The following is an 18,344-nucleotide window of genomic DNA, read 5'->3' as shown; positions in this document are numbered from 1 at the left end:
ACGCCATTGCCAGCGCACGGCCGATACCCGGTTTGCCTGCAGTCCTCCCTGCCGGCGAAATAGTGGACGCTTGCCGATGCCGCTGTCAACGACAGCCTCCCGTTGCGGCAGGCGATCAACTTGCAGTGCAACGATTGAAAACCCTTCCCCTCCTGGTCTAGGTCTGAGCCAGGAGACCAATGCATGGCAGCGACGCCAACTGTTGCTCAGGGCGCCCCGGGAATCCCGGCGCGTTGGACGTCAAGCGCCAAGAGCGGCGTCGGCACCGCACTTTCAGCGACCAGCCGCGTCTGGTTCACCATCAGCCACGGCATTTTGAACGAGATCTACTATCCGCGCCTCGACAGCGCCTGCACCCGCGACTTCGGTCTGATCGTCACCGGCCCCGGCGGCGCTTTCTCGGAAGAAAAGCGCGACGCCAGGCATGAGATCGCGCCGTTCGAGGATGGCGTGCCCGGCTACAGCCTGATCAACACCGCTGCCGACGGAAGCTGGCGGGTCGAAAAGCGCATCGTTACGGACCCGAAATGCCCTGCCCTGCTGCAGGAGATCGCCTTCACGCCACTGAAAGGCTCGGCTGCCGATTACCGGGTCTACGCGCTGCTGGCGCCGCATTTGGTCAATGCCGGCATGGGCAATACCGCCTGGGTGGGCGAGCACAAGGGCAGACCTGTCCTGTTTGCCTCCGGGCGCGGCGTCTCGCTGGCGCTCGCCTCCTCGCTGCAATGGGGCCCCTGCTCGGCCGGCTATGTCGGCTTCTCCGACGGCTGGCAGCAACTCCGGAGGGATGGCCGCCTCGACCCGGCCTGCCAAAGGGCCGAAGACGGCAACGTGGCGCTGACCGGCGAGATCGGCTTTTCCGCCAAGGCAACCAAGGCCCTGCTGGCGCTCGGCTTCGGCGCGACGCCGGAGGAAGCGGCCGACAATGCTGCCGCCAGCCTGAAACGAGGCTTCGAGCCGGTGGCGAAGTCTTATGTCCAGAACTGGCGCCAATGGCAGGACAGCCTGCTGCCGCTCGACCGCCATGCGGCGTCCGGGCTAAACACCTACCGCTTCAGCACCGCGGTCCTGGCCGCGCACCGTTCGTTCGCCGTGCCGGGCGCGGCGGTCGCCAGCCTGTCGATCCCCTGGGGGTTCAGCAAGGGCGACGACGATCTCGGCGGCTATCATCTGGTCTGGCCGCGCGACCTGGTCGAGACGGCCGGCGGCTTTCTGGCCGCAGGCGACGCCGGTGAGGCGCTGCGCATCCTCGCCTATCTCCGCTCCATCCAGCAGCCGGACGGCCATTGGCCGCAGAACGTCTGGCTCGACGGGTCGGCCTACTGGCCGGGCATCCAGATGGACGAATGCGCCTTTCCGCTGCTGCTCGCCGACGCGCTGCGCCGCGCCGGCCACCTCTCGGGCACGGCGCTGTCCGCCTTTATGCCGATGATCGAGAGCGCGGCGTCCTATGTCGTGCGCAACGGCCCGGTCACCGGCGAAGACCGCTGGGAGGAGGACGCCGGCTACAGCCCGTTCACGCTTGCCGTCGAGATTGCCGCTTTGCTCGCGGCGGCGGACATTTTCGACGTCTCGGGAAAAACGGAGCCGGCAAACTATCTGCGCGAGACCGCCGATTGCTGGAACGACCAGATCGAGCGCTGGACCTATGTTACTGGCACGAACCTATGCACGGACGCCGCCGTCAAAGGCTATTATGTCCGTATCGCGCCGCCGGACGCCTCAGGTGCCGCGTCGCCGAAGGACGGCTTTGTCCCGATCAAGAACCGGCCGCCCGGCGATACGAACCGTCCGGCCGAAGCGATCGTCAGCCCTGATGCTCTGGCATTGGTCCGGTTCGGCCTGAGGGCGGCCGACGATCCGCGCATCTTCGATACGCTGAAGGTGATCGACGCCACGCTGCGCTGCGACCTGCCGCAAGGGCCGCTCTGGTACCGCTATACGGGCGACGGCTATGGCGAGCATGAGGACGGCGCGCCCTTCGACGGAACCGGCCAAGGCCGGCCCTGGCCGCTGCTGGCAGGTGAACGCGCCCATTACGAACTGGCGGCAGGGCGAAAGGACAAAGCGGAAGAGCTGCTCGAAACCTTCGAAGCCTCGGCCGGAGAGGGCGGCCTACTGCCCGAGCAGGTCTGGGATGGTCCCGACATGCCGGAGCGCGAATTGCGGCGTGGCGCGCCGTCGGGCAGCGCCATGCCACTGGTCTGGGCGCATTCCGAGCACATCAAGCTGCTGCGTTCGCTGCGCGACGGCGCCGTCTTCGACATGCCGCCGCAAGGCGTCAGGCGCTATATCGAGGAAAAGACGGTGTCGCCGCTCAGGATATGGCGCTTCAACAACAAGATCCGCACAATCCCGGCCGGCAAGGTGTTGCGCGTGGAACTCTCGGCACGTGGCGTGGTTCACTGGACGACAGACAAATGGCTGACCGTCCAGGACAGCAAGACCGCCGAGAACGCCTTCGGTGTCCATCTGGTGGACCTGCCGGTTAGCGAAATGCCGCCGGGAAACACCATCGTCTTCACTTTTTTCTGGCCCGACACCGGCCGTTGGGAGAATGTCGACTTCTCCGTCGGCATTGATGAGCCGGAATAGAATTTCGATTCCTCAAACGTTTCAGGACGAGACCATGCAGATCGGAATGATGGGACTGGGCAGGATGGGCGCCAACATGGTGCGCCGCCTGATGCGCGACGGCCACGAATGCGTCGTCTACGACATCAACCCGGCGAGCGTCGCCGCCCTGGTCAAGGACGGCGCCGTTGGTGCTGCCTCGATGGAGGAGTTCGTCGGCAAGCTTGCCAAGCCGCGTTGCGCCTGGCTGATGCTGCCGGCGGCGATCACCGGCAAGATCGCCGACCAAGTGGCGGCACTGATGGAGCCCGGCGACATCGTCATCGACGGCGGCAATTCCTACTACCACGACGCCGTCGACCAGGCCGCGGAGCTCGCGGCCAAGGGCATCAATTACGTCGATGTCGGCACCAGCGGCGGTGTCTGGGGGCTGGAGCGCGGCTACTGCCTGATGATCGGCGGCCCCGACGAGGCGGTACGCCATCTCGACCCGATCTTCGCCACGCTGGCGCCCGGCGCGGATGCCGGCGCCACCCCGGCCAAGGACGGCGGAACCGCCCCCTTCGGCTACCTGCATTGCGGACCGAGCGGCGCAGGCCATTTCGTCAAGATGGTCCATAACGGCATAGAATACGGCGTCATGGCCGCCTATGCCGAAGGCATGAACATCCTGAAGTCGGCCAATGCCGGCAAGCGGCAGCGTTCGGCCGATGCCGAAACCAGCCCGCTGGAAAACCCGCAATATTACCAGTTCGACATCGATCTGGCTCAGGTCGCCGAAGTCTGGCGCCACGGCAGCGTCATCGGCTCCTGGCTGCTCGACCTGACGGCCGGTGCCTTGAAGACCGATTCGGCGCTGACCCAGTTCGGCGGCCGGGTTTCGGATTCGGGTGAGGGTCGCTGGACGCTAAAAGCGGCCATCGATACCGGCGTACCGGCCCCGGTCCTCTCCTCGGCCCTGTTCGACCGCTTCTCCTCGCAGGGCGAATCCGAATTCTCCGACAAGCTTCTGTCCGCCATGCGCTATGCCTTTGGCGGCCATGTCGAAAAGCCCAAGACCGGCGCCTGAGGGGAGACAAAATGAGTCAGGAACGGTCCGACACGCTGGTGCTCTTCGGAGCGACCGGCGACCTCGCCCACAAGAAGATTTTCCCCGCCCTCTACCAGATGGTCGCCAAGGGGACGCTGACAGAGCCGGTGATCGGCGTCGCCTTCGACCCCTGGGACATCGGCAAATTGCAGGCGCGCGCCCACGACGGCATCGTCAATGCGCTGGGCAGCGTCGACGACGAGGTCTTCGCCAAGCTCGCCTCGCAATTGCGCTATGTCAGCGGCGATTATCGCGATGGGGCGACCTTCGAGAAGCTGAAGACGGCACTCGGTTCGGCGCAGCGGCCGCTGCACTACATGGCGGTGCCGCCGACCATGTTCGAAACCGTCGTCCAGGGGCTTGAACAGTCCGGCACCGCGCATGCCGCGCGGCTGATGGTGGAAAAGCCGTTCGGCCACGATCTGCAATCGGCACGCTGGCTGAACCGGGTGCTGCACCTGGTGTTCGAAGAACAGTCGATCTTCCGCATCGACCACTATCTCGGCAAGGAAGCGATCCAGAACCTGCTCTATTTCCGCTTCGCCAATTCCTTCCTCGAGCCGATCTGGAACCGCAACTTCGTCGAGAGCGTGCAGATCACCATGGCCGAGGATTTCGGCATCGAGGGGCGCGGCCGCTTCTATGACGATGTCGGCTGCATCCGCGACGTCATCGAAAACCATCTGCTCAACATATTGCTGCTGCTCGCCATGGAGCCGCCGGTCGGCCGCTCCGCCGACGATCTGATTGATGAGAAGGTGCAGGTGCTCCGCGCGATCCGCACGCTAACCAAGGACGACGTCGTGCGCGGCCAGTTCACGGGCTATCTCGCCGAACCCGGCGTGGCGCCGAACTCGCCGGTCGAGACCTTCGCCGCGGTGCGCTTCTTCGTCGACACATGGCGCTGGCGGGACGTGCCCTTCTTCATCCGTGCCGGCAAGAACATGCCCGTGCACGCCACCGAGGTGATCGTGCGGCTGAAACGGCCGCCGCTGGACGTCTTCGATCCGATCGAGCCCGGCGACGCCAACTATGTTCGCTTCCGCATCGATCCGCTTGTGGCGATCTCGATCGGCGCCCAGCGCAAGCAGGCCGGCGACGACATGGTCGGCGAGCAGGTGGAACTCACCGCGCTCGACGACAGCAAGGGCGACATGCCGCCCTATGAGCGGTTGATCGGCGATGCCATGAACGGCAATGGCCAGCTGTTCACCCGTCAGGACGCCAGCGAACTGGCCTGGCGCATTGTTGGTCCGGTTCTAGGCGACTCCACGCCGCCGCATCTCTACGAGCCGAAAACCTGGGGCCCCGCCGAGGCGATGAACGGCTTCGGCCCGCCGAACGGCTGGATCAATCCGTCGAAATAATCTCCCGGAGGCAAAGCGATGGCCAAGACGGCAAAGCCGACGGCAGACGGCGAACAGATCGTGCTCTCGATCGACATCGGCGGCTCGCACGTCAAGATCCTGACCAGCGCCGGCGGCGAGGAGCGCCGCGCCGATTCCGGACCTGGCCTTACGCCGCAGCAAATGATCGCGGCAGTGAAGACGCTGGCCGAGGGCCTGCCCTATGACGTCGTCGCGATGGGTTATCCCGGCCCGGTGACCCACAACCGGCCGATGATAGACCCCGCCAATCTCGGCAAGGGCTGGGCCGGCTACGATTTCGCCGCCGCCTTCGGCAAGCCGGTGAAAGTTGTCAACGACGCGCTGATGCAGGCCATCGGCAGCTACGAGGGCGGCCGCATGCTTTTCCTTGGCCTGGGAACCGGCCTGGGTGCGGCGATGATCGTCGACAATGTCGCCCAGCCGATGGAGCTGGCGCACCTTCCTTACAAGAAGGGCGGCAGCTTCGAGGATTATGTCGGCGAGCGCGGCCTTGACAAACGCGGCAAGAAGAAATGGCGCAAATACGTGTTCGATATTGTCGACCGGCTTCGCGCCGCCATGCAGCCCGACTATGTGGTCATCGGCGGCGGCAATGTCGACAAGCTCGACGAATTGCCTGCTGATTCGCGGCGCGGCGACAATACGCGCGCCTTCGAAGGCGGATTTCGACTGTGGCGCGACAAGGCGCTGATCGTCTGATAGTATTACGATTCAGTATAGTTGTTCAAAATTACGTGTGATGTGGCACGAAGTCATTGCGCCGAGCAGATTTGCCGACTAGGAGTGCCACCACCCCCCACCGACGGAGAGATAAATTGGCCGACGACAACAATAACGCTCGCAAAGACATCGACCTGCTCGAGCTCACCGCCCACATCGTGTCCGCCTACGTCGAGAAGAACCGCTTGCCCGCTTCCGGCCTCAGCGACCTCATCGCCAGCGTCAGCGCCTCGATCAGTGGCCTCGGCCAACCGGCCGTTCCCGAGGCAGCGCCGCTGGTACCCGCGGTCAACCCCAGACGGTCGGTGACGCCGGACTACATCATCTGCCTCGAGGACGGCAAGAAGTTCAAATCGCTGAAGCGCCATCTCGGCGTTCATTTCGGCCTCAGCCCGGAAGCCTATCGCACCAAATGGGGCCTGCCGTCCGACTATCCGATGGTCGCCCCCAACTATGCGGCCTCGCGCTCCGCGCTGGCGAAGTCGATCGGCCTTGGCCGCAAGGCCGCCGCGCCGGAACCGGTCAAGGCGAGGGGCAGGAAAGCCAAAGCCGCGGCTTGAACAACCGATGCTCGGCGCGGTCGGCGCTGAGCCAATTGTTTCGGCGACTGGAATAGAAGCCTGCCGGCGAATCCGCCTTGGCAGGCTTCATGCTTTTATGGCTTGGATACACCAAACAGGCCGTTTGGGGGGAAGCCATGAACTACGCCAGGATGGTGATCGAGAAAGAGGCGCCGGAGGAATACGGCTACGACCGTATCCGCTACAATCTCTCCGAAAGCTCGATCGCCGACCAGAAGCTCTCCGACATCGGCCTGTCGCTGCCCGATCTGACGCTGTTCTATGGCGAGCATCGCGGCGACAAGGATTTGCGGGCGCTGATCGCGGCGCAGGATGAGGGGATCTCGCCCGACGACGTGCTGGTCACCGCGGGTGCCGCCGGCGCGCTGTTCATCATCTCGACCTCGCTCCTGTCCGAGCGCGACCATCTCGTCGTCGTCAGGCCCAACTACGCCACCAACATCGAGACGCCCAAGGCGATCGGCTGCGCCATCTCCTATGTCGATCTGGATTTCGATGAAGGCTTCGCCATCGACGTCGCCCGCGTGGTCGCGGCGATCCGACCTGACACTCGTCTGATCAGCGTCACCTGCCCGCACAACCCGACCGGCACGATGATGAGCCAAGCCGATCTCGAAGCGCTGGTGGCGCTCGCCGAGAGCCGACAATGTCATCTGCTGGTCGACGAGACCTATCGCGATCTCTCCTATGGTAAGCGCCTGCCTTCGGCGGCATCGCTAAGCTCCAGGGCGATCAGCGTCTCGTCGCTGTCCAAGGCCTTCGGCATTCCGGGCATCCGCATCGGCTGGCTGGTCACACGCAACGCCGGGCTGCAGGAGACGTTCCTGGCCGCCAAGGAGCAGATCGGCATTTGCGGCAGCGTCATCGACGAAGGCATCGCGCGCGGCATGCTCGAGCGCCGCGACGCCTTCCTGGCGGCACTGCTCCCCGACATGGCCAGGCGCCGCGACATCGTCCAGGCCTGGATCGACCGCGAACCGCTAGCTGACTGGGTGCGGCCCGAGGGCGGCGTTGTCGGCTTTCCCAGACTGAATGTCGGCCCCGAATTCGATCTCGACCGGTTCTATGCGAACCTTCTGGAACACCACGGAACCTATGTCGGACCCGGCCACTGGTTCGACATGCCGAAGCGCTTTTTCCGTGTCGGCTTCGGTTGGCCGAAGGAGGCCGAATTGCGCGGTGGGCTCGACGCCATTTCCGAGGTGCTGCGGCAGTAACTTCCCCGTGCGATCCACGGAAGAGGGCGAAAATCCCTTGATCCTGGCCTGATTTTGACGCATATGCGCCCCGAACTTTGCTAAGTTTCGTTGGTCGGAACAGCGCCCATCCGGGAAGTGCCCCGCCGGCCAATGCTATTTGCAACGGGCCCCCACTCTCCATGACATCCCATGTATCGCCGGACCAGCGCTATGCCGCCTTCCGGCACAAAGCCTTCCTGAGCTACTGGACGGCGCGCTTCCTCGGCACATTCGCGACCATGATCGTCTCCGTCGCGGTCGGCTGGCAGATCTACGACCTGACGCGCGATCCCTTCGATCTTGGCATTGTCGGCATCGTCCAGTTCCTGCCGTCGCTGCTGCTGGTGCTGGTCACCGGCGTCGTCGCCGACCGCTTCGGCCGCCGTCTGATCATGGCCCTGTCGACACTGATTGAGGCAGGCTGTGCACTCGCTCTCCTGGCCTTGACGTTGCGCGGTCTCGTCAACCCGCTGCCGATCTTCGCCGTGCTCGCGCTGTTCGGCATCGCGCGTGCCTTTTTCGGACCGGCCTCGTCCTCGCTGTTCGCCAATCTGGTGCCGCCGGAGGATTTCGGCAACGCGATTGCCTGGAACTCGTCCGCCTGGCAGACGGCGACCATCGTCGGCCCGGTCGCCGGCGGCCTGCTCTATGGCCTCTCGGCGGAAGTTGCCTACGCCACCGCCGCCATCCTGATGGCGGTGGCCGCCCTGCTGATCTTCACCATTCCGAAGCCGGCCCAACAGACCGCCACCGACAAGCCGACGATGGAGACGCTGTTTGCCGGCTTCCGCTACATCTGGAGCGAGAAGATCGTGCTCGGCGCCATCTCGCTCGATCTGTTCGCCGTGCTTTTGTCCGGAGCGTCGGCGCTGTTGCCGGTCTATGCGCGCGACATTCTGGAACTCGGCCCCTGGGGACTGGGATTGCTGCGCTCGGCTCCAGGCATCGGCGCCATCTGCGTCGCCGTCTGGCTCGCCGGGCACCCGCTTCGCGATAACGCCGGCAAGATCATGCTAGGCTTCGTCGCTTTGTTCGGCGCCTTCACGGTGCTGTTCGGCCTGTCGACCATCACCTGGTTGTCGATCGCAGCGCTTGCCTTCCTCGGCGCCACCGACATGTTCAGCGTCTACATCAGGGAGACGCTGATCCAGCTATGGACGCCGGACGAGGTGCGCGGTCGCGTCAACGCCGTCAACCAGGTCTTCGTCGGCGCCTCCAACGAGGTCGGCGAGTTCCGCGCCGGCACCATGGCAGCGCTGATCGGCACCGTGCCGGCGGTGGTGATCGGCGGCGTCGGGGCGATTGCCGTCGCTGGTCTATGGGCGGTGCTGTTTCCGCAGCTACGCCGGGTGCGGCATCTCAACAGCCGCAACTGATTGAGTAAGCCGCTGGATCCGGCGCTCGGTCCAAATCAGTTTGCGCCGACAACGGCAGAGATGGGCCAGAAACGGACGGTCCGGTTCTGGGACGAACTAGCCAGAAAGGTGCCATTCCGCTGGCGCCCCATCTCGGCCGCAACGACGTTGCTTGCCGTTGCCTGAAAACAACTGCGGCGCCGCGTTGGCCGCCTTGCGCCAGCACCTGCCTCTTAAGCCGTCCATCAAAGGAATCCTGAATCCTTTAAATCGCGACTGGCTTTAGCCCGGTGGTGGGCAGCCACAGGGTGGACATTTCAGCCCACATGGAAAATGATCATCTCGCCATGCACAACACTGCAGTGATCTGATCTCGACGAGAAGCCTGAGCGTAGAAGCGGATCAACCGGCCTCCGGGTCCAGCGAGCGAGGACGCAAATGGACACCCCAGAGAATGGGCAATTGCATCGCGACGCGGGCGGGCGACCCCGTCGATCGGCCGGCTGGCTTGCCCGCGCCGCCGTGTCGGCGGCATTCCTGGTCGGCATGGCTTTCAGCACTGCGTTTGCGCAGGACCAGCAGCTACCCGTGGTGACGGCGGCCAAGCCGGTGGTCCGTGAAATCGTCGAAGACGACGAGTTCGTCGGGCGCTTCGAAGCCGTCGACCAGGTCGCCATCCGTTCGCGCGTGAGCGGCTATCTGGACAAGGTCAGCTTCCAGGACGGCGCACTGGTCAACAAGGGCGACCTGCTCTTCACCATCGACCAGCGTCCGTACCAGGCGGCTTATGATGCCGCCAAATCGCAAGTGGACGTCGCCAAGAGTCTGCTCGAATTCTCCAAGATGCAGCTGGATCGCGCCGACGAACTCGCCAAGACCGGCAATATCTCAACCGCGACGGTCGACGACCGCCGGCGGGAATACCTTTCGGCGCAGGCGCAGATGCAGGGCGCGACGGCTGCGTTGACGACGGCCAGCCTGAACATGGAATTCACCGAGATCAAGGCGCCCTTGTCCGGCCGCATCGACCGCCGGCTGGTGTCGGTCGGCAACCTCGTGCAGCCGGATTCCACCTTGCTGACGACCATCGTTGCGCGCGATCCGATCGACTTCTATTTCGACGTCGATGAGCGCCTGTATTTCAGCTACGCCCGCGACGCGAAGGAGCGCGGCGGCAGCATGCAGGAAGGCGCCGGCGGGCTCGAGGTGGTGGTTCGCGTCGCCGACCGCGCGGAGGCGGTATTCAAAGGCAAGCTCGATTTTGCCGAGAACCGGATCGACAACGCGACCGGCACCATGCGGGTGCGTGCAAGGTTTCTCAACGCCGACGGCATTCTCCAGCCAGGCATGTTCGGGCGCATCAACGTGCCGGGGTCGCTGCCGCATAGCGGCGTGCTGGTGCCCGACGAGGCGATCGGCGCCGATCAGGATCGCCGCATCGTGTTCCTGGTGGATGAGGCCGGGATGGTGTCGGCGAAGCCCGTGCGCACCGGCCCGCTTCTCGACGGCTACCGGGTGATCCGCCAGGGCCTGACCGGCGGCGAGACGATCATCGTCAACGGGCTGATGCAGGCCAGGCCCGGCACCAAGGTGAAGGTCGAGATGGTGACGTTGCCGCCCAAGGCCGAGACCGCCGAGTTGCAGCAATGAGGTTCGCACATTTCTTCGTCGACCGTCCGATCTTCGCATCGGTCGTCTCGATCGTCCTGCTTATCCTCGGCGGGATTGCTTATACCCAGCTGCCGGTCGCGCAATATCCCGAGATCGCGCCGCCGACCATCGTCGTTCGCGCGCAGTATCCCGGCGCCGATGCCGAGACGGTCGCAGCGACGGTGGCAACGCCGATCGAGCAAGAGATCAACGGCGTCGAGGGCATGCTCTACATGTCGTCCTATTCGTCGGGCGACGGGGCGATGGCGCTGACCATCACCTTCAAGCTGGGCACCGATCTCGACCAGGCGCAGGTGCTGGTGCAGAACCGCGTGTCGGTCGCCGAGCCGCGCCTGCCCGAAGAAGTCCGTCGCCTTGGCATCACCACCACCAAGAGCTCGCCCGACCTGATGATGGTCGTGCACATGCTGTCGCCCGACAATACCTACGACCAGCTCTACGTCTCGAACTACGCCCGCTCGCGGGTGCGCGACATACTGCTTAGACTCGACGGCGTCGGCGACCTCATCATCTTCGGCGAACGCGAATATTCGCTGCGCATCTGGCTCGATCCGGAAAAACTGTCCGCCCTGGGGATGACCTCGGGCGATGTGGTGCAGGCGCTGCGCGACCAGAACGTGCAGGTGTCGGGCGGCTCGATCGGCGCGCCGCCGACCAGCACCGGCACGGCTTTCCAGTACACGGTCACCACGCAAGGCCGCTTCAACGACGCACGCGACTTCCGATACGTGATCGTCAAATCGACCGACGACGGCCGCCTGATCTCGCTGCAGGACGTGGCGCGCATCGAGCTCGGCGCCAAGGATTACGTCACCAACTCCTATCTCAACGGCAAACCGGCGGTGGCGCTCGCCATCTTCCAGCGGCCGGGCACCAATGCGCTCGCCGCAGCCGCGGAGATCCAGGACAAGATGAAGGAGCTTTCCCGCGACTTCCCGAAGGGGTTGAGCTACGACATTGTCTACAATCCGACCGAGTTCGTCGCCGAGTCGATCCAGGAGGTCTACAAGACGATCCTCGAGGCGATGCTGCTGGTCATCATCGTCATCATCGTCTTCCTGCAATCGTGGCGCATGGCGATCGTGCCGATCGTGGCGATCCCCGTGTCGCTGATCGGCACGCTGGCGGTGCTTTACGCCGCCGGCTTCTCGCTCAACATGCTGACGCTGTTCGGCCTCGTTCTGGCGATCGGCATCGTCGTCGACGATGCGATCGTCGTGGTCGAAAACGTCGAGCGCAATATCGCCAGAGGGCTGGCGCCCAATCCGGCGTCGCACCTGACCATGGACGAAGTCGGAACGGCGGTCATCGCGATCTCGCTGGTGCTGATAGCCGTGTTCGTACCGACAGCCTTCATCCCCGGCATTTCTGGGCAGTTCTACCTGCAGTTTGCGATCACCATCGCGGTGTCGACGGCGATCTCGGCATTCAATTCGCTGACGCTTTCGCCGGCGCTGGCCGCACTGCTGTTCAAGCCGCACCACGCCGCGGCGGCACCGCCGCGCTTTTTCCTGGCCCGGTTCGGACGGGCGCTCGCCGACGGCTTCAATCGCGGCTTCGACAAGGTCGCCCATTGGTATTCGAGCATCATCCGCGTGCTGGTCGGCTCCCGGATAACGATCGCCGCCATGCTGGCCGTTTTCGCGGCCCTCATCTACGCCACGGTCTACATGGTGCAGGCGGTGCCGCGCGGTTTCATTCCGTCGCTCGACCAGGGCTATGCGATCGTCGTCGTCCAGTTGCCGGACGGCGCCTCGCTGTCGAGGACCGATGCGGTCATCCAGCAGGCGTCGCAGATCATCCAGAAAACGCCAGGCGTCGACTACGCAGTCGCCTTCGCCGGCTTCTCCGGCGCGACCTTCACCAACGCCAGCAATGCGGGCGTGATCTTCGCCAGGTTCAAGCCGTTTGACGAGCGACTGAAAGCCGGCCAGTCGGCGACCCAGGTCATCGGCAATCTGTTCGGCAGCCTGCAAAGCATCAAGGAAGCCTTCATTATCGCACTGCCGCCGCCGCCGATCCGCGGCGTCGGCAATGCCGGCGGCTTCAAGCTGCAGATCCAGGAGCGCAACAGCGCCGACATGCGGCAGATCCTGGCGCTTGCCTACGAAATCGCCGCCAAGGCCAACAAGACGCCGGGGCTGACGGGCGTGTTCACCACGTTCTCCGCGTCGAGCCCGCAATTCTTCCTGGCGATCGATCGCGACAAGGCGCGCATCCTGAACGTGCCGATCCCCAACATCTTCGAGACGCTGTCGATCAATTTGGGCACCGCCTACGTCAACGACTTCAACGCTTTCGGGCGCGTCTACCAGGTGCGGGCGCAGGCCGACCAGGCGTTCCGCCTCGATCGCGCCGACATCTTGAAACTGAAGGTGCGCTCGGCGACCGGCGCGCTGGTTCCGCTCGGCACGTTGATCGAGATCCGCGACGTCACCGGCCCGGCGCTGGTCCAGCGCTACAACATGTACGTCTCGGTGCCGCTGCAGGGCAACGCCGCGCCCGGCGTTTCCACGGGCGACGCGCTGGCATTGATGGAAGGGATCACGGCAAAGACGCTGCCGGCCGGTACCTCCTATGAATGGACCGAACTCGCCTATCAGGAGCGCAACACCGGCAATGCCGCTGTCTATATCTTCGGACTGTCGGTGCTGTTCGTGTTCCTGGCGCTGGCGGCGCAATATGAAAGCTGGGTGCTGCCGTTCGCCATTGTGCTGGTGGTGCCGCTCGGCGTGCTCGCGGCGTTGCTCGGCGTGTCGCTCCGAGGGCTGGACAACAACATCCTCGTGCAGATCGGCCTCATCGTGCTGATCGGGCTTGCCGCCAAGAACGCGATCCTGATCGTCGAATTTGCGCGGCAGGCGCAGGAACGCGGCCTGTCGGCCGCCGAGGCTGCCGTCGAAGCCTGCCGGCTCAGGCTGCGGCCGATCCTGATGACCGCCTTCTCGTTCATCCTCGGCGTCGTGCCGCTGATGATCGCAACAGGCCCGGGCGCAGAAATGCGCCAGTCGCTCGGCACCGCGGTGTTCTCCGGCATGCTCGGCGTCACCTTCGTCGGCCTGTTCCTGACGCCGGTGTTCTACGTCACGCTCAGCTCGCTGTTTTCACGGCGCAAGCCCGGTGCCGAGGCCGAGCCTTCGGGGCCGGCAGAGGCGCCATCGGAGACGGCCGCCGAGTAGGTTTACGAATTCGCCGCGTCGGGCGCGGCTTATCTGGTCGACCAGGCGGTACGCGGCGAAGCTGATCTCTGCGGCCGAGATGCGGCGCAAAGCGGTCGTCCACGCCCAGGCAGACGTAGGTCGTCAAGCTCGGCCACTATGAATTATTGGCTTTTATTCTGTGCAGCAGCCGCCCTGCCGAAGATCAGTTGCAAAAATTCGCCGAGCCAGCGCTTGAGATGCATGTCCCAGATCAGCCGGCCGCCGAGATGGTCGCGGCCCGGCTGGGCGCCGGGCAATTCGAAGCGATGCGCGCCGCGCACCACCCAGCGCTGCATCATCACCCGGGTCAATTCGCCATGGAACTGGATGCCCCAGGCATTGTCGCCATAGCGGAAGGCCTGATTTGGGTAGGTCTCGGAGGTCGCCAGCAGCGTCGCATCCCTGGGTAGCGAAAACCCCTCGCGGTGGAACTGGTAGACCATCTCCGGCCAGTGCATCAGCTTCTTGCCGGCTTCGGTGGCTTTCAGCGGATACCAGCCGATCTCGACCAATCCCTCGCCATGACCCTCGACCTTGCCGCCGAGATGGTTGACCAGCATCTGCGCGCCGAGACAGATGCCGAGGACCGGCCGGTTCTCCTTCAGCGGAACGTTGAGCCAGTTGGTCTCGCGGCGGACGAACTCGTCCTCGTCATTGGCACTCATCGGCCCGCCGAACACCACCGCCCCGGCATGGCCGTCCAGCGTGCCGGGCAATTCGTCGCCGAGCGGCGGCCGGCGGATGTCGAGATCGAACCCCTCTTCCAGCAGCATATGGCCGACGCGGCCGGGGCTCGAATTCTCCTGATGCAGCACGATCAGGATTCTTGGCTTCAAACTCTGCTTGGGCGGCATCGGCACCCTATTCGTCGCTTGACGTTCCGCTGGCGCCAGGCGCTTGCGCCGCCGCCTTGCGGCGCGCCTCGATACGGTCGCGGCGTTCGACGCCGATCAGTTCGGCGACGCGCCAGACCGTGTTGTCCTCCAGCTCGTGCAGCTCGCCATCGGCATAGACGATCTCCCACATCAGGCCGATGAAGGCCTTGCGCGCCTCGGCGTCGAGATGGCGCTTCAGCACGCTGGTGAAGGCATAGAGGTCGATCGCCTCATTGTCGGCGTGCTCGCCGGCGGCGGCCAGTGCGTCAAGTTCGTCGCCGCTGATCGAATAGCTTTGCGCCAGCACCTGCTTGAACCGCTCCCACTCGATGTCCTGGCGCACGCCATCGGCACTCATGACATGGTAGAGCAGCGCCGACGCGGCAATGCGCGGATCATCCGCGTTGGCGCGGGCTCCGGCACCGCCCGGCAAATCCTTAAGAAACGACAAGACGCGTTCGAACATCACTTCATTCCCAAACGGCCAAACCCGGGCCGGGCCTCAAAACAAACGGAACCGGCGCGGCGCTTTTTCCGCTTCCTCGTCGGGGTCGACGCCAGGATCGTCGGGCAGCCTGGCCAGCTCCTCCGCCGGTTCGACCGCCTCGGAATCGGCGGGCACAGCGGCAAAGGCGGCGGCGGTGACCGGCGTAACCCGGTCCTCGTCGCTTTCCGCCACGGCCCCGGCCGCTGCTGCCGTCTTGCCGGCGGAGACGGCCGGGTGATCAATCACATCGGCAGGCTTTTCCTTGACCGACACGACCGGCGCAGAAATAGCCGGCACGACAGCCTCCGGCAAATCTTCGTGGCTGTCGATCAGTTGGCCAAGCCGCTCCATCGGCGCGCGCCATTCGAAGGCGTCGAGTTTGCCGGTGACAGGCGACACCGGCACCCAGCGTTCCGAGATGACGCCGTCGGCGACCCAGGCCGGATCGCGCGGTGCCCTGACGGCCTTGGACAGCAATTGCCGCACCTTGCCCTGGTCGCCGCTTTCGGCCTCCTCGATATCGGCCAGCAGCAGGTAGGCGCCTTCGCGGCGATCCATGCGGATCGCGGCCTCGGCCTCGCGCCGCGCGGTCGCAAAATCCTGCGCGTCGAGCGCGGCGCGCGCCACCGTCAGCGAGGATTCGGCATGGTTCTTCTTCATCTCCTGCAGCTTCTTTGCCCGGTTCAGCCGGTCGAGCACCGCATCGCCCGGCCTTGCATGGGTGTAGAGTCCGGCGATCTCCGGATGCGGCTCGGCTCTCCAGGCCGTCTCAAGGATTTTTGAACCCTTGCGCACATCGCTCTGCTTGAACAGCAGGCTTGCCGCGACGACCGCCGCCGGCGCGAAATCCGGCTGCAGCTTGTTGGCCTCGAGGGCAGCGGTCCTGGCGGCATTGGGGTCGCTGTCGATCAGCGCCTGCGCCTTGGCCGTGAGCAGCACGGCGCGACGCCGATTGGCGGCGTCACGCTCGATCTGCCGCGTCGACTTCTGCGCCTCGACCAGCTTCAGCGCGCCGTCCCAGTCGCCACGCCCGGTCAATTCTTCCAACGTCGATTCGGCGGCCCAGGCGAGTTGCGGCGCCGCTGCCGCGGCGCGGCCGGCATAGTGCCTGGCGGCGTTGCGATCGCCGAGGCGCTCGGCCTCGAGATAGAGCCCGCGCAGGCCGAGCAGCCGCATTTCCGGATCGTCGAGCATGCTCTCGAATTTCTCGCGCGCGCCTTCATGGTCACCTTCGAGCAGCGAGGCCTGCGCTTCCAGCAGATGGATCAGCGGCTCCTGGTCGGAGCGGATCAGCTTGGCCGCTTCCTTGGTCTTCTTGCGGGCCAGCGCGCCATCGCCGGCGCCGGCGGCGATCATGCCGGTCGACAGCGCCTGGTAGCCACGATCGCGGCGGCGCACGCGGAAATAGCGCGAGATGGTGTAGGGGCTGTTCCACAGCGACTTGATCAGCCACCAGAAGATCATCACCGCGGCGACCACGGCAACCACCGCCACCGCCGCCACCATCAGCGTGACCTGGTACTGGTAGCCGTTGAAGGTGATGAGCATCTCGCCGGGCCGATCGGCCAGCCAGGCGAAGCCGAGGCCGAGCGCGAAGACGACGGCGAGGAAAAACAGGATGCGGATCATCGGATTTTCCTCACGCCTTCATCGCACCGGCAATCAGCGAATCGATCTGCTTTTCGACCTCGAGGCGCGCCTTCAGTTTGCCGGCAAACGCGGCACCGGCCGTTTTCACCGCTTCGGGCAAGGTCTCGTATTCGGTGAGCGCCTTGGCGTAGTCGCCCTGGTTGACCGCCACCTCCATGCGCGCCACCGTCTCGGGGGCGCCTGCGCCTTCGACGGCGCCGATCGGCCTGACCTTGACCAGCGATTCGGCGCTCGTCATCAGGTTCTGCAGGAAGCTCGCGTTCTGGTCGACGGGCGTGGCGGCGGCAACCATGGCGCTGGCCGCGGCATCAACCTCGCTGGCGATCTCGGTTCGGGTCGAAACGCCTTTCTCGGCATAGGCGCGCAGCGTCGCGATCTCCGGCGCGTCAGGCGAAATCGCCGCGAAGGTTTCGAGTTCGGCGGCGAAGGGCGCGCCACGGTCGAGTGCCGCCTTCAGCGCCGAGGCGGCGATGGCCAAAGCGATCTTCGGCTGCGATGCCTGCGCCTCGACCTTGCCGGAAAGCTGCGACACGGACTGTTCCAGCGCGGTGAGCCGGCCATCCTGCGCCGTCGCCGCCTCGCCGGCCGATTTCACCAGCGCCTCGAGCCCGGCGAGCTTTTCATTGAGCGGGCCGAGATCGACCGGCGCCGTGTTGCCCGCCTTGCCGAGTTCTGCAACCGCCGTCTCGACCTGCTTGACCTTGTCGCCAAGTGCAGCAAGGCCGGCATTGTCGCCGGCGCCGCCCTGCTCGACCGCCGATTTCAGCGCCGCGACATCGGTCTTGACCTGATCCAGTGCCGACGACAGGCCATCGACTTTGGCAGCGGCATCGCCGTTGCCGCCCGCCTCCTTCAAGCCGGCAATCTCGCTCTTCAGCGCGGCGATCTCGCCATTGACGCCATCGAGCGACACGCTGCCGGCGCCCAGCCCGGGCGCGCCGAGCAGGCCGGCGAACTGCAGCCCGCCGGCGCCGGCCAGTGCGATAACGCCGCCGATGATCCCGGCGGCGATGCCGTTGATGCCGCTGCGCTTCGGCGGCGCCACGGAGTCGTGCCGGACCTGGCTCGTCCTCGGCTTCTCTTCCGCCGGCTTGGCGGATGCATCCTCGAAATTGTAGTCGGTGGCTTTTGGCTGTTCCGGCGCCGCCTTCTCGGTTCCCGGATAGGAGGCTTCCGGCTCCTCGGAACCTTTTCGGGAAGCATCCGCCTTCTGTTCTGTGCCGGACTGCGCCGCGCCATCGGTGTGCTCCCACGGCTCGAGGTCGGTCTGGTCGGCATGGACGGGCTCTTCCGGTGTCTCCGGCGGAGCCTCCGGCTGCGACGCGTCGACGGCATCCTCCGCTTTCGCCTCGGCCTCGGCCTTCGCTGCGTCCTCGTCGACGATGCGCGACACGGCGCCGGGCTCGAGCTCGATCGTCACCGGCTCGCGGCGGCTTTTCGAATGTCGCATCTTCGGCGTCTTGACCATGCTTGGGCTCCGCAAAATTGGCTTGGGATGGTTCAAATTGTGTCGAG

The 18,344-nt window shown here is 65.1% G+C and carries 13 protein-coding genes; 9 read left to right on the top strand and 4 right to left on the bottom strand.

From position 1 onward, the window contains the following. Positions 1-183 precede the first annotated feature (183 nt). The 9 genes from DH08_RS25365 to DH08_RS25325 all read left to right on the top strand — a co-directional run bounded on the left by DH08_RS25365 (position 184) and on the right by DH08_RS25325 (position 13,796). Positions 184-2,595 (top strand): glucan 1,4-alpha-glucosidase, encoded by a 2,412-nt coding sequence (locus DH08_RS25365; RefSeq protein WP_192181889.1) that lies wholly within the window; start codon positions 184-186, stop codon positions 2,593-2,595. A gap of 34 nt (positions 2,596-2,629) precedes the next feature. Further along, positions 2,630-3,643 carry a phosphogluconate dehydrogenase (NAD(+)-dependent, decarboxylating) gene (gene gnd / locus DH08_RS25360; RefSeq protein ID WP_192181888.1) on the top strand — a complete coding sequence of 338 codons (1,014 nt, stop codon included), beginning with the start codon at positions 2,630-2,632 and terminating at the stop codon, positions 3,641-3,643. Positions 3,644-3,654: 11 nt separating this feature from the next. Further along, positions 3,655-5,031: a glucose-6-phosphate dehydrogenase gene (zwf, locus tag DH08_RS25355; RefSeq protein WP_192181887.1), complete on the top strand. Its 1,377-nt coding sequence runs from the start codon at positions 3,655-3,657 to the stop codon at positions 5,029-5,031. Positions 5,032-5,049: 18 nt separating this feature from the next. Then, positions 5,050-5,751, top strand: coding sequence for an ROK family protein (locus DH08_RS25350; protein WP_192181886.1), 702 nt, complete (start codon positions 5,050-5,052; stop codon positions 5,749-5,751). A 116-nt stretch (positions 5,752-5,867) separates the two neighbouring features. Then, positions 5,868-6,332 (top strand): Ros/MucR family transcriptional regulator, encoded by a 465-nt coding sequence (locus DH08_RS25345; protein WP_192181885.1) that lies wholly within the window; start codon positions 5,868-5,870, stop codon positions 6,330-6,332. Positions 6,333-6,469: 137 nt separating this feature from the next. Then, a complete protein-coding gene (locus DH08_RS25340; protein ID WP_192181884.1) occupies positions 6,470-7,570 on the top strand; it encodes an aminotransferase class I/II-fold pyridoxal phosphate-dependent enzyme in 1,101 nt (366 codons plus the stop codon). Positions 7,571-7,731: 161 nt separating this feature from the next. After that, the gene (locus DH08_RS25335; RefSeq protein WP_192181883.1) at positions 7,732-8,967 is read left to right on the top strand and encodes an MFS transporter; all 1,236 of its coding nucleotides are present in this window, start codon (positions 7,732-7,734) and stop codon (positions 8,965-8,967) included. 525 nt (positions 8,968-9,492) lie between these two features. Next, a complete protein-coding gene (locus DH08_RS25330) occupies positions 9,493-10,596 on the top strand; it encodes an efflux RND transporter periplasmic adaptor subunit (RefSeq protein ID WP_192182081.1) in 1,104 nt (367 codons plus the stop codon). Continuing rightward, a complete protein-coding gene (locus tag DH08_RS25325; protein ID WP_192181882.1) occupies positions 10,593-13,796 on the top strand; it encodes an efflux RND transporter permease subunit in 3,204 nt (1,067 codons plus the stop codon). The genes DH08_RS25330 and DH08_RS25325 overlap by 4 nt, the downstream gene beginning before the upstream one ends. Before the next feature lie 143 nt (positions 13,797-13,939). Here the strand turns inward: DH08_RS25325 and DH08_RS25320 are convergent, their stop codons facing one another. Genes DH08_RS25320 through DH08_RS25305 form a run of 4 tightly spaced genes read right to left on the bottom strand, consistent with a single transcriptional unit; the run spans position 13,940 to position 18,297 of the window. Beyond that, a complete protein-coding gene (locus tag DH08_RS25320) occupies positions 13,940-14,671 on the bottom strand; it encodes a glutamine amidotransferase (RefSeq protein ID WP_192181881.1) in 732 nt (243 codons plus the stop codon). 7 nt (positions 14,672-14,678) lie between these two features. Next, a complete protein-coding gene (locus tag DH08_RS25315; RefSeq protein WP_192181880.1) occupies positions 14,679-15,158 on the bottom strand; it encodes a tellurite resistance TerB family protein in 480 nt (159 codons plus the stop codon). A gap of 36 nt (positions 15,159-15,194) precedes the next feature. Next, complete coding sequence (locus DH08_RS25310) at positions 15,195-16,808, bottom strand: heme biosynthesis protein HemY (protein ID WP_192181879.1); 1,614 nt, start codon at positions 16,806-16,808, stop codon at positions 15,195-15,197. 10 nt (positions 16,809-16,818) lie between these two features. Then, positions 16,819-18,297, bottom strand: a complete 1,479-nt coding sequence (locus DH08_RS25305) for a COG4223 family protein (RefSeq protein ID WP_192181878.1) — start codon at positions 18,295-18,297, stop codon at positions 16,819-16,821. Positions 18,298-18,344 lie beyond the last annotated feature (47 nt).

Source organism: Mesorhizobium amorphae, from assembly GCF_014843845.1.
GTDB classification, from domain to species: Bacteria; Pseudomonadota; Alphaproteobacteria; order Rhizobiales; family Rhizobiaceae; genus Mesorhizobium; species Mesorhizobium amorphae_A.
This window is presented reverse-complemented; position numbering and strand designations above follow the sequence as displayed.

Excerpts from the sequence above, each read along its gene's own strand:
- DH08_RS25315 (WP_192181880.1), bottom strand. The coding sequence starts at position 15,158 with ATGTTCGAACGCGTCTTGTCGTTTCTTAAGGATTTGCCGGGCGGTGCC.
- DH08_RS25305 (WP_192181878.1), bottom strand. The coding sequence starts at position 18,297 with ATGGTCAAGACGCCGAAGATGCGACATTCGAAAAGCCGCCGCGAGCCG.
- DH08_RS25365 (WP_192181889.1), top strand. The coding sequence starts at position 184 with ATGGCAGCGACGCCAACTGTTGCTCAGGGCGCCCCGGGAATCCCGGCG.
- DH08_RS25330 (WP_192182081.1), top strand. The coding sequence starts at position 9,493 with ATGGCTTTCAGCACTGCGTTTGCGCAGGACCAGCAGCTACCCGTGGTG.
- DH08_RS25325 (WP_192181882.1), top strand. The coding sequence starts at position 10,593 with ATGAGGTTCGCACATTTCTTCGTCGACCGTCCGATCTTCGCATCGGTC.
- DH08_RS25320 (WP_192181881.1), bottom strand. The coding sequence starts at position 14,671 with ATGCCGCCCAAGCAGAGTTTGAAGCCAAGAATCCTGATCGTGCTGCAT.
- zwf (WP_192181887.1), top strand. The coding sequence starts at position 3,655 with ATGAGTCAGGAACGGTCCGACACGCTGGTGCTCTTCGGAGCGACCGGC.
- DH08_RS25340 (WP_192181884.1), top strand. The coding sequence starts at position 6,470 with ATGAACTACGCCAGGATGGTGATCGAGAAAGAGGCGCCGGAGGAATAC.
- gnd (WP_192181888.1), top strand. The coding sequence starts at position 2,630 with ATGCAGATCGGAATGATGGGACTGGGCAGGATGGGCGCCAACATGGTG.
- DH08_RS25310 (WP_192181879.1), bottom strand. The coding sequence starts at position 16,808 with ATGATCCGCATCCTGTTTTTCCTCGCCGTCGTCTTCGCGCTCGGCCTC.
- DH08_RS25335 (WP_192181883.1), top strand. The coding sequence starts at position 7,732 with ATGACATCCCATGTATCGCCGGACCAGCGCTATGCCGCCTTCCGGCAC.
- DH08_RS25350 (WP_192181886.1), top strand. The coding sequence starts at position 5,050 with ATGGCCAAGACGGCAAAGCCGACGGCAGACGGCGAACAGATCGTGCTC.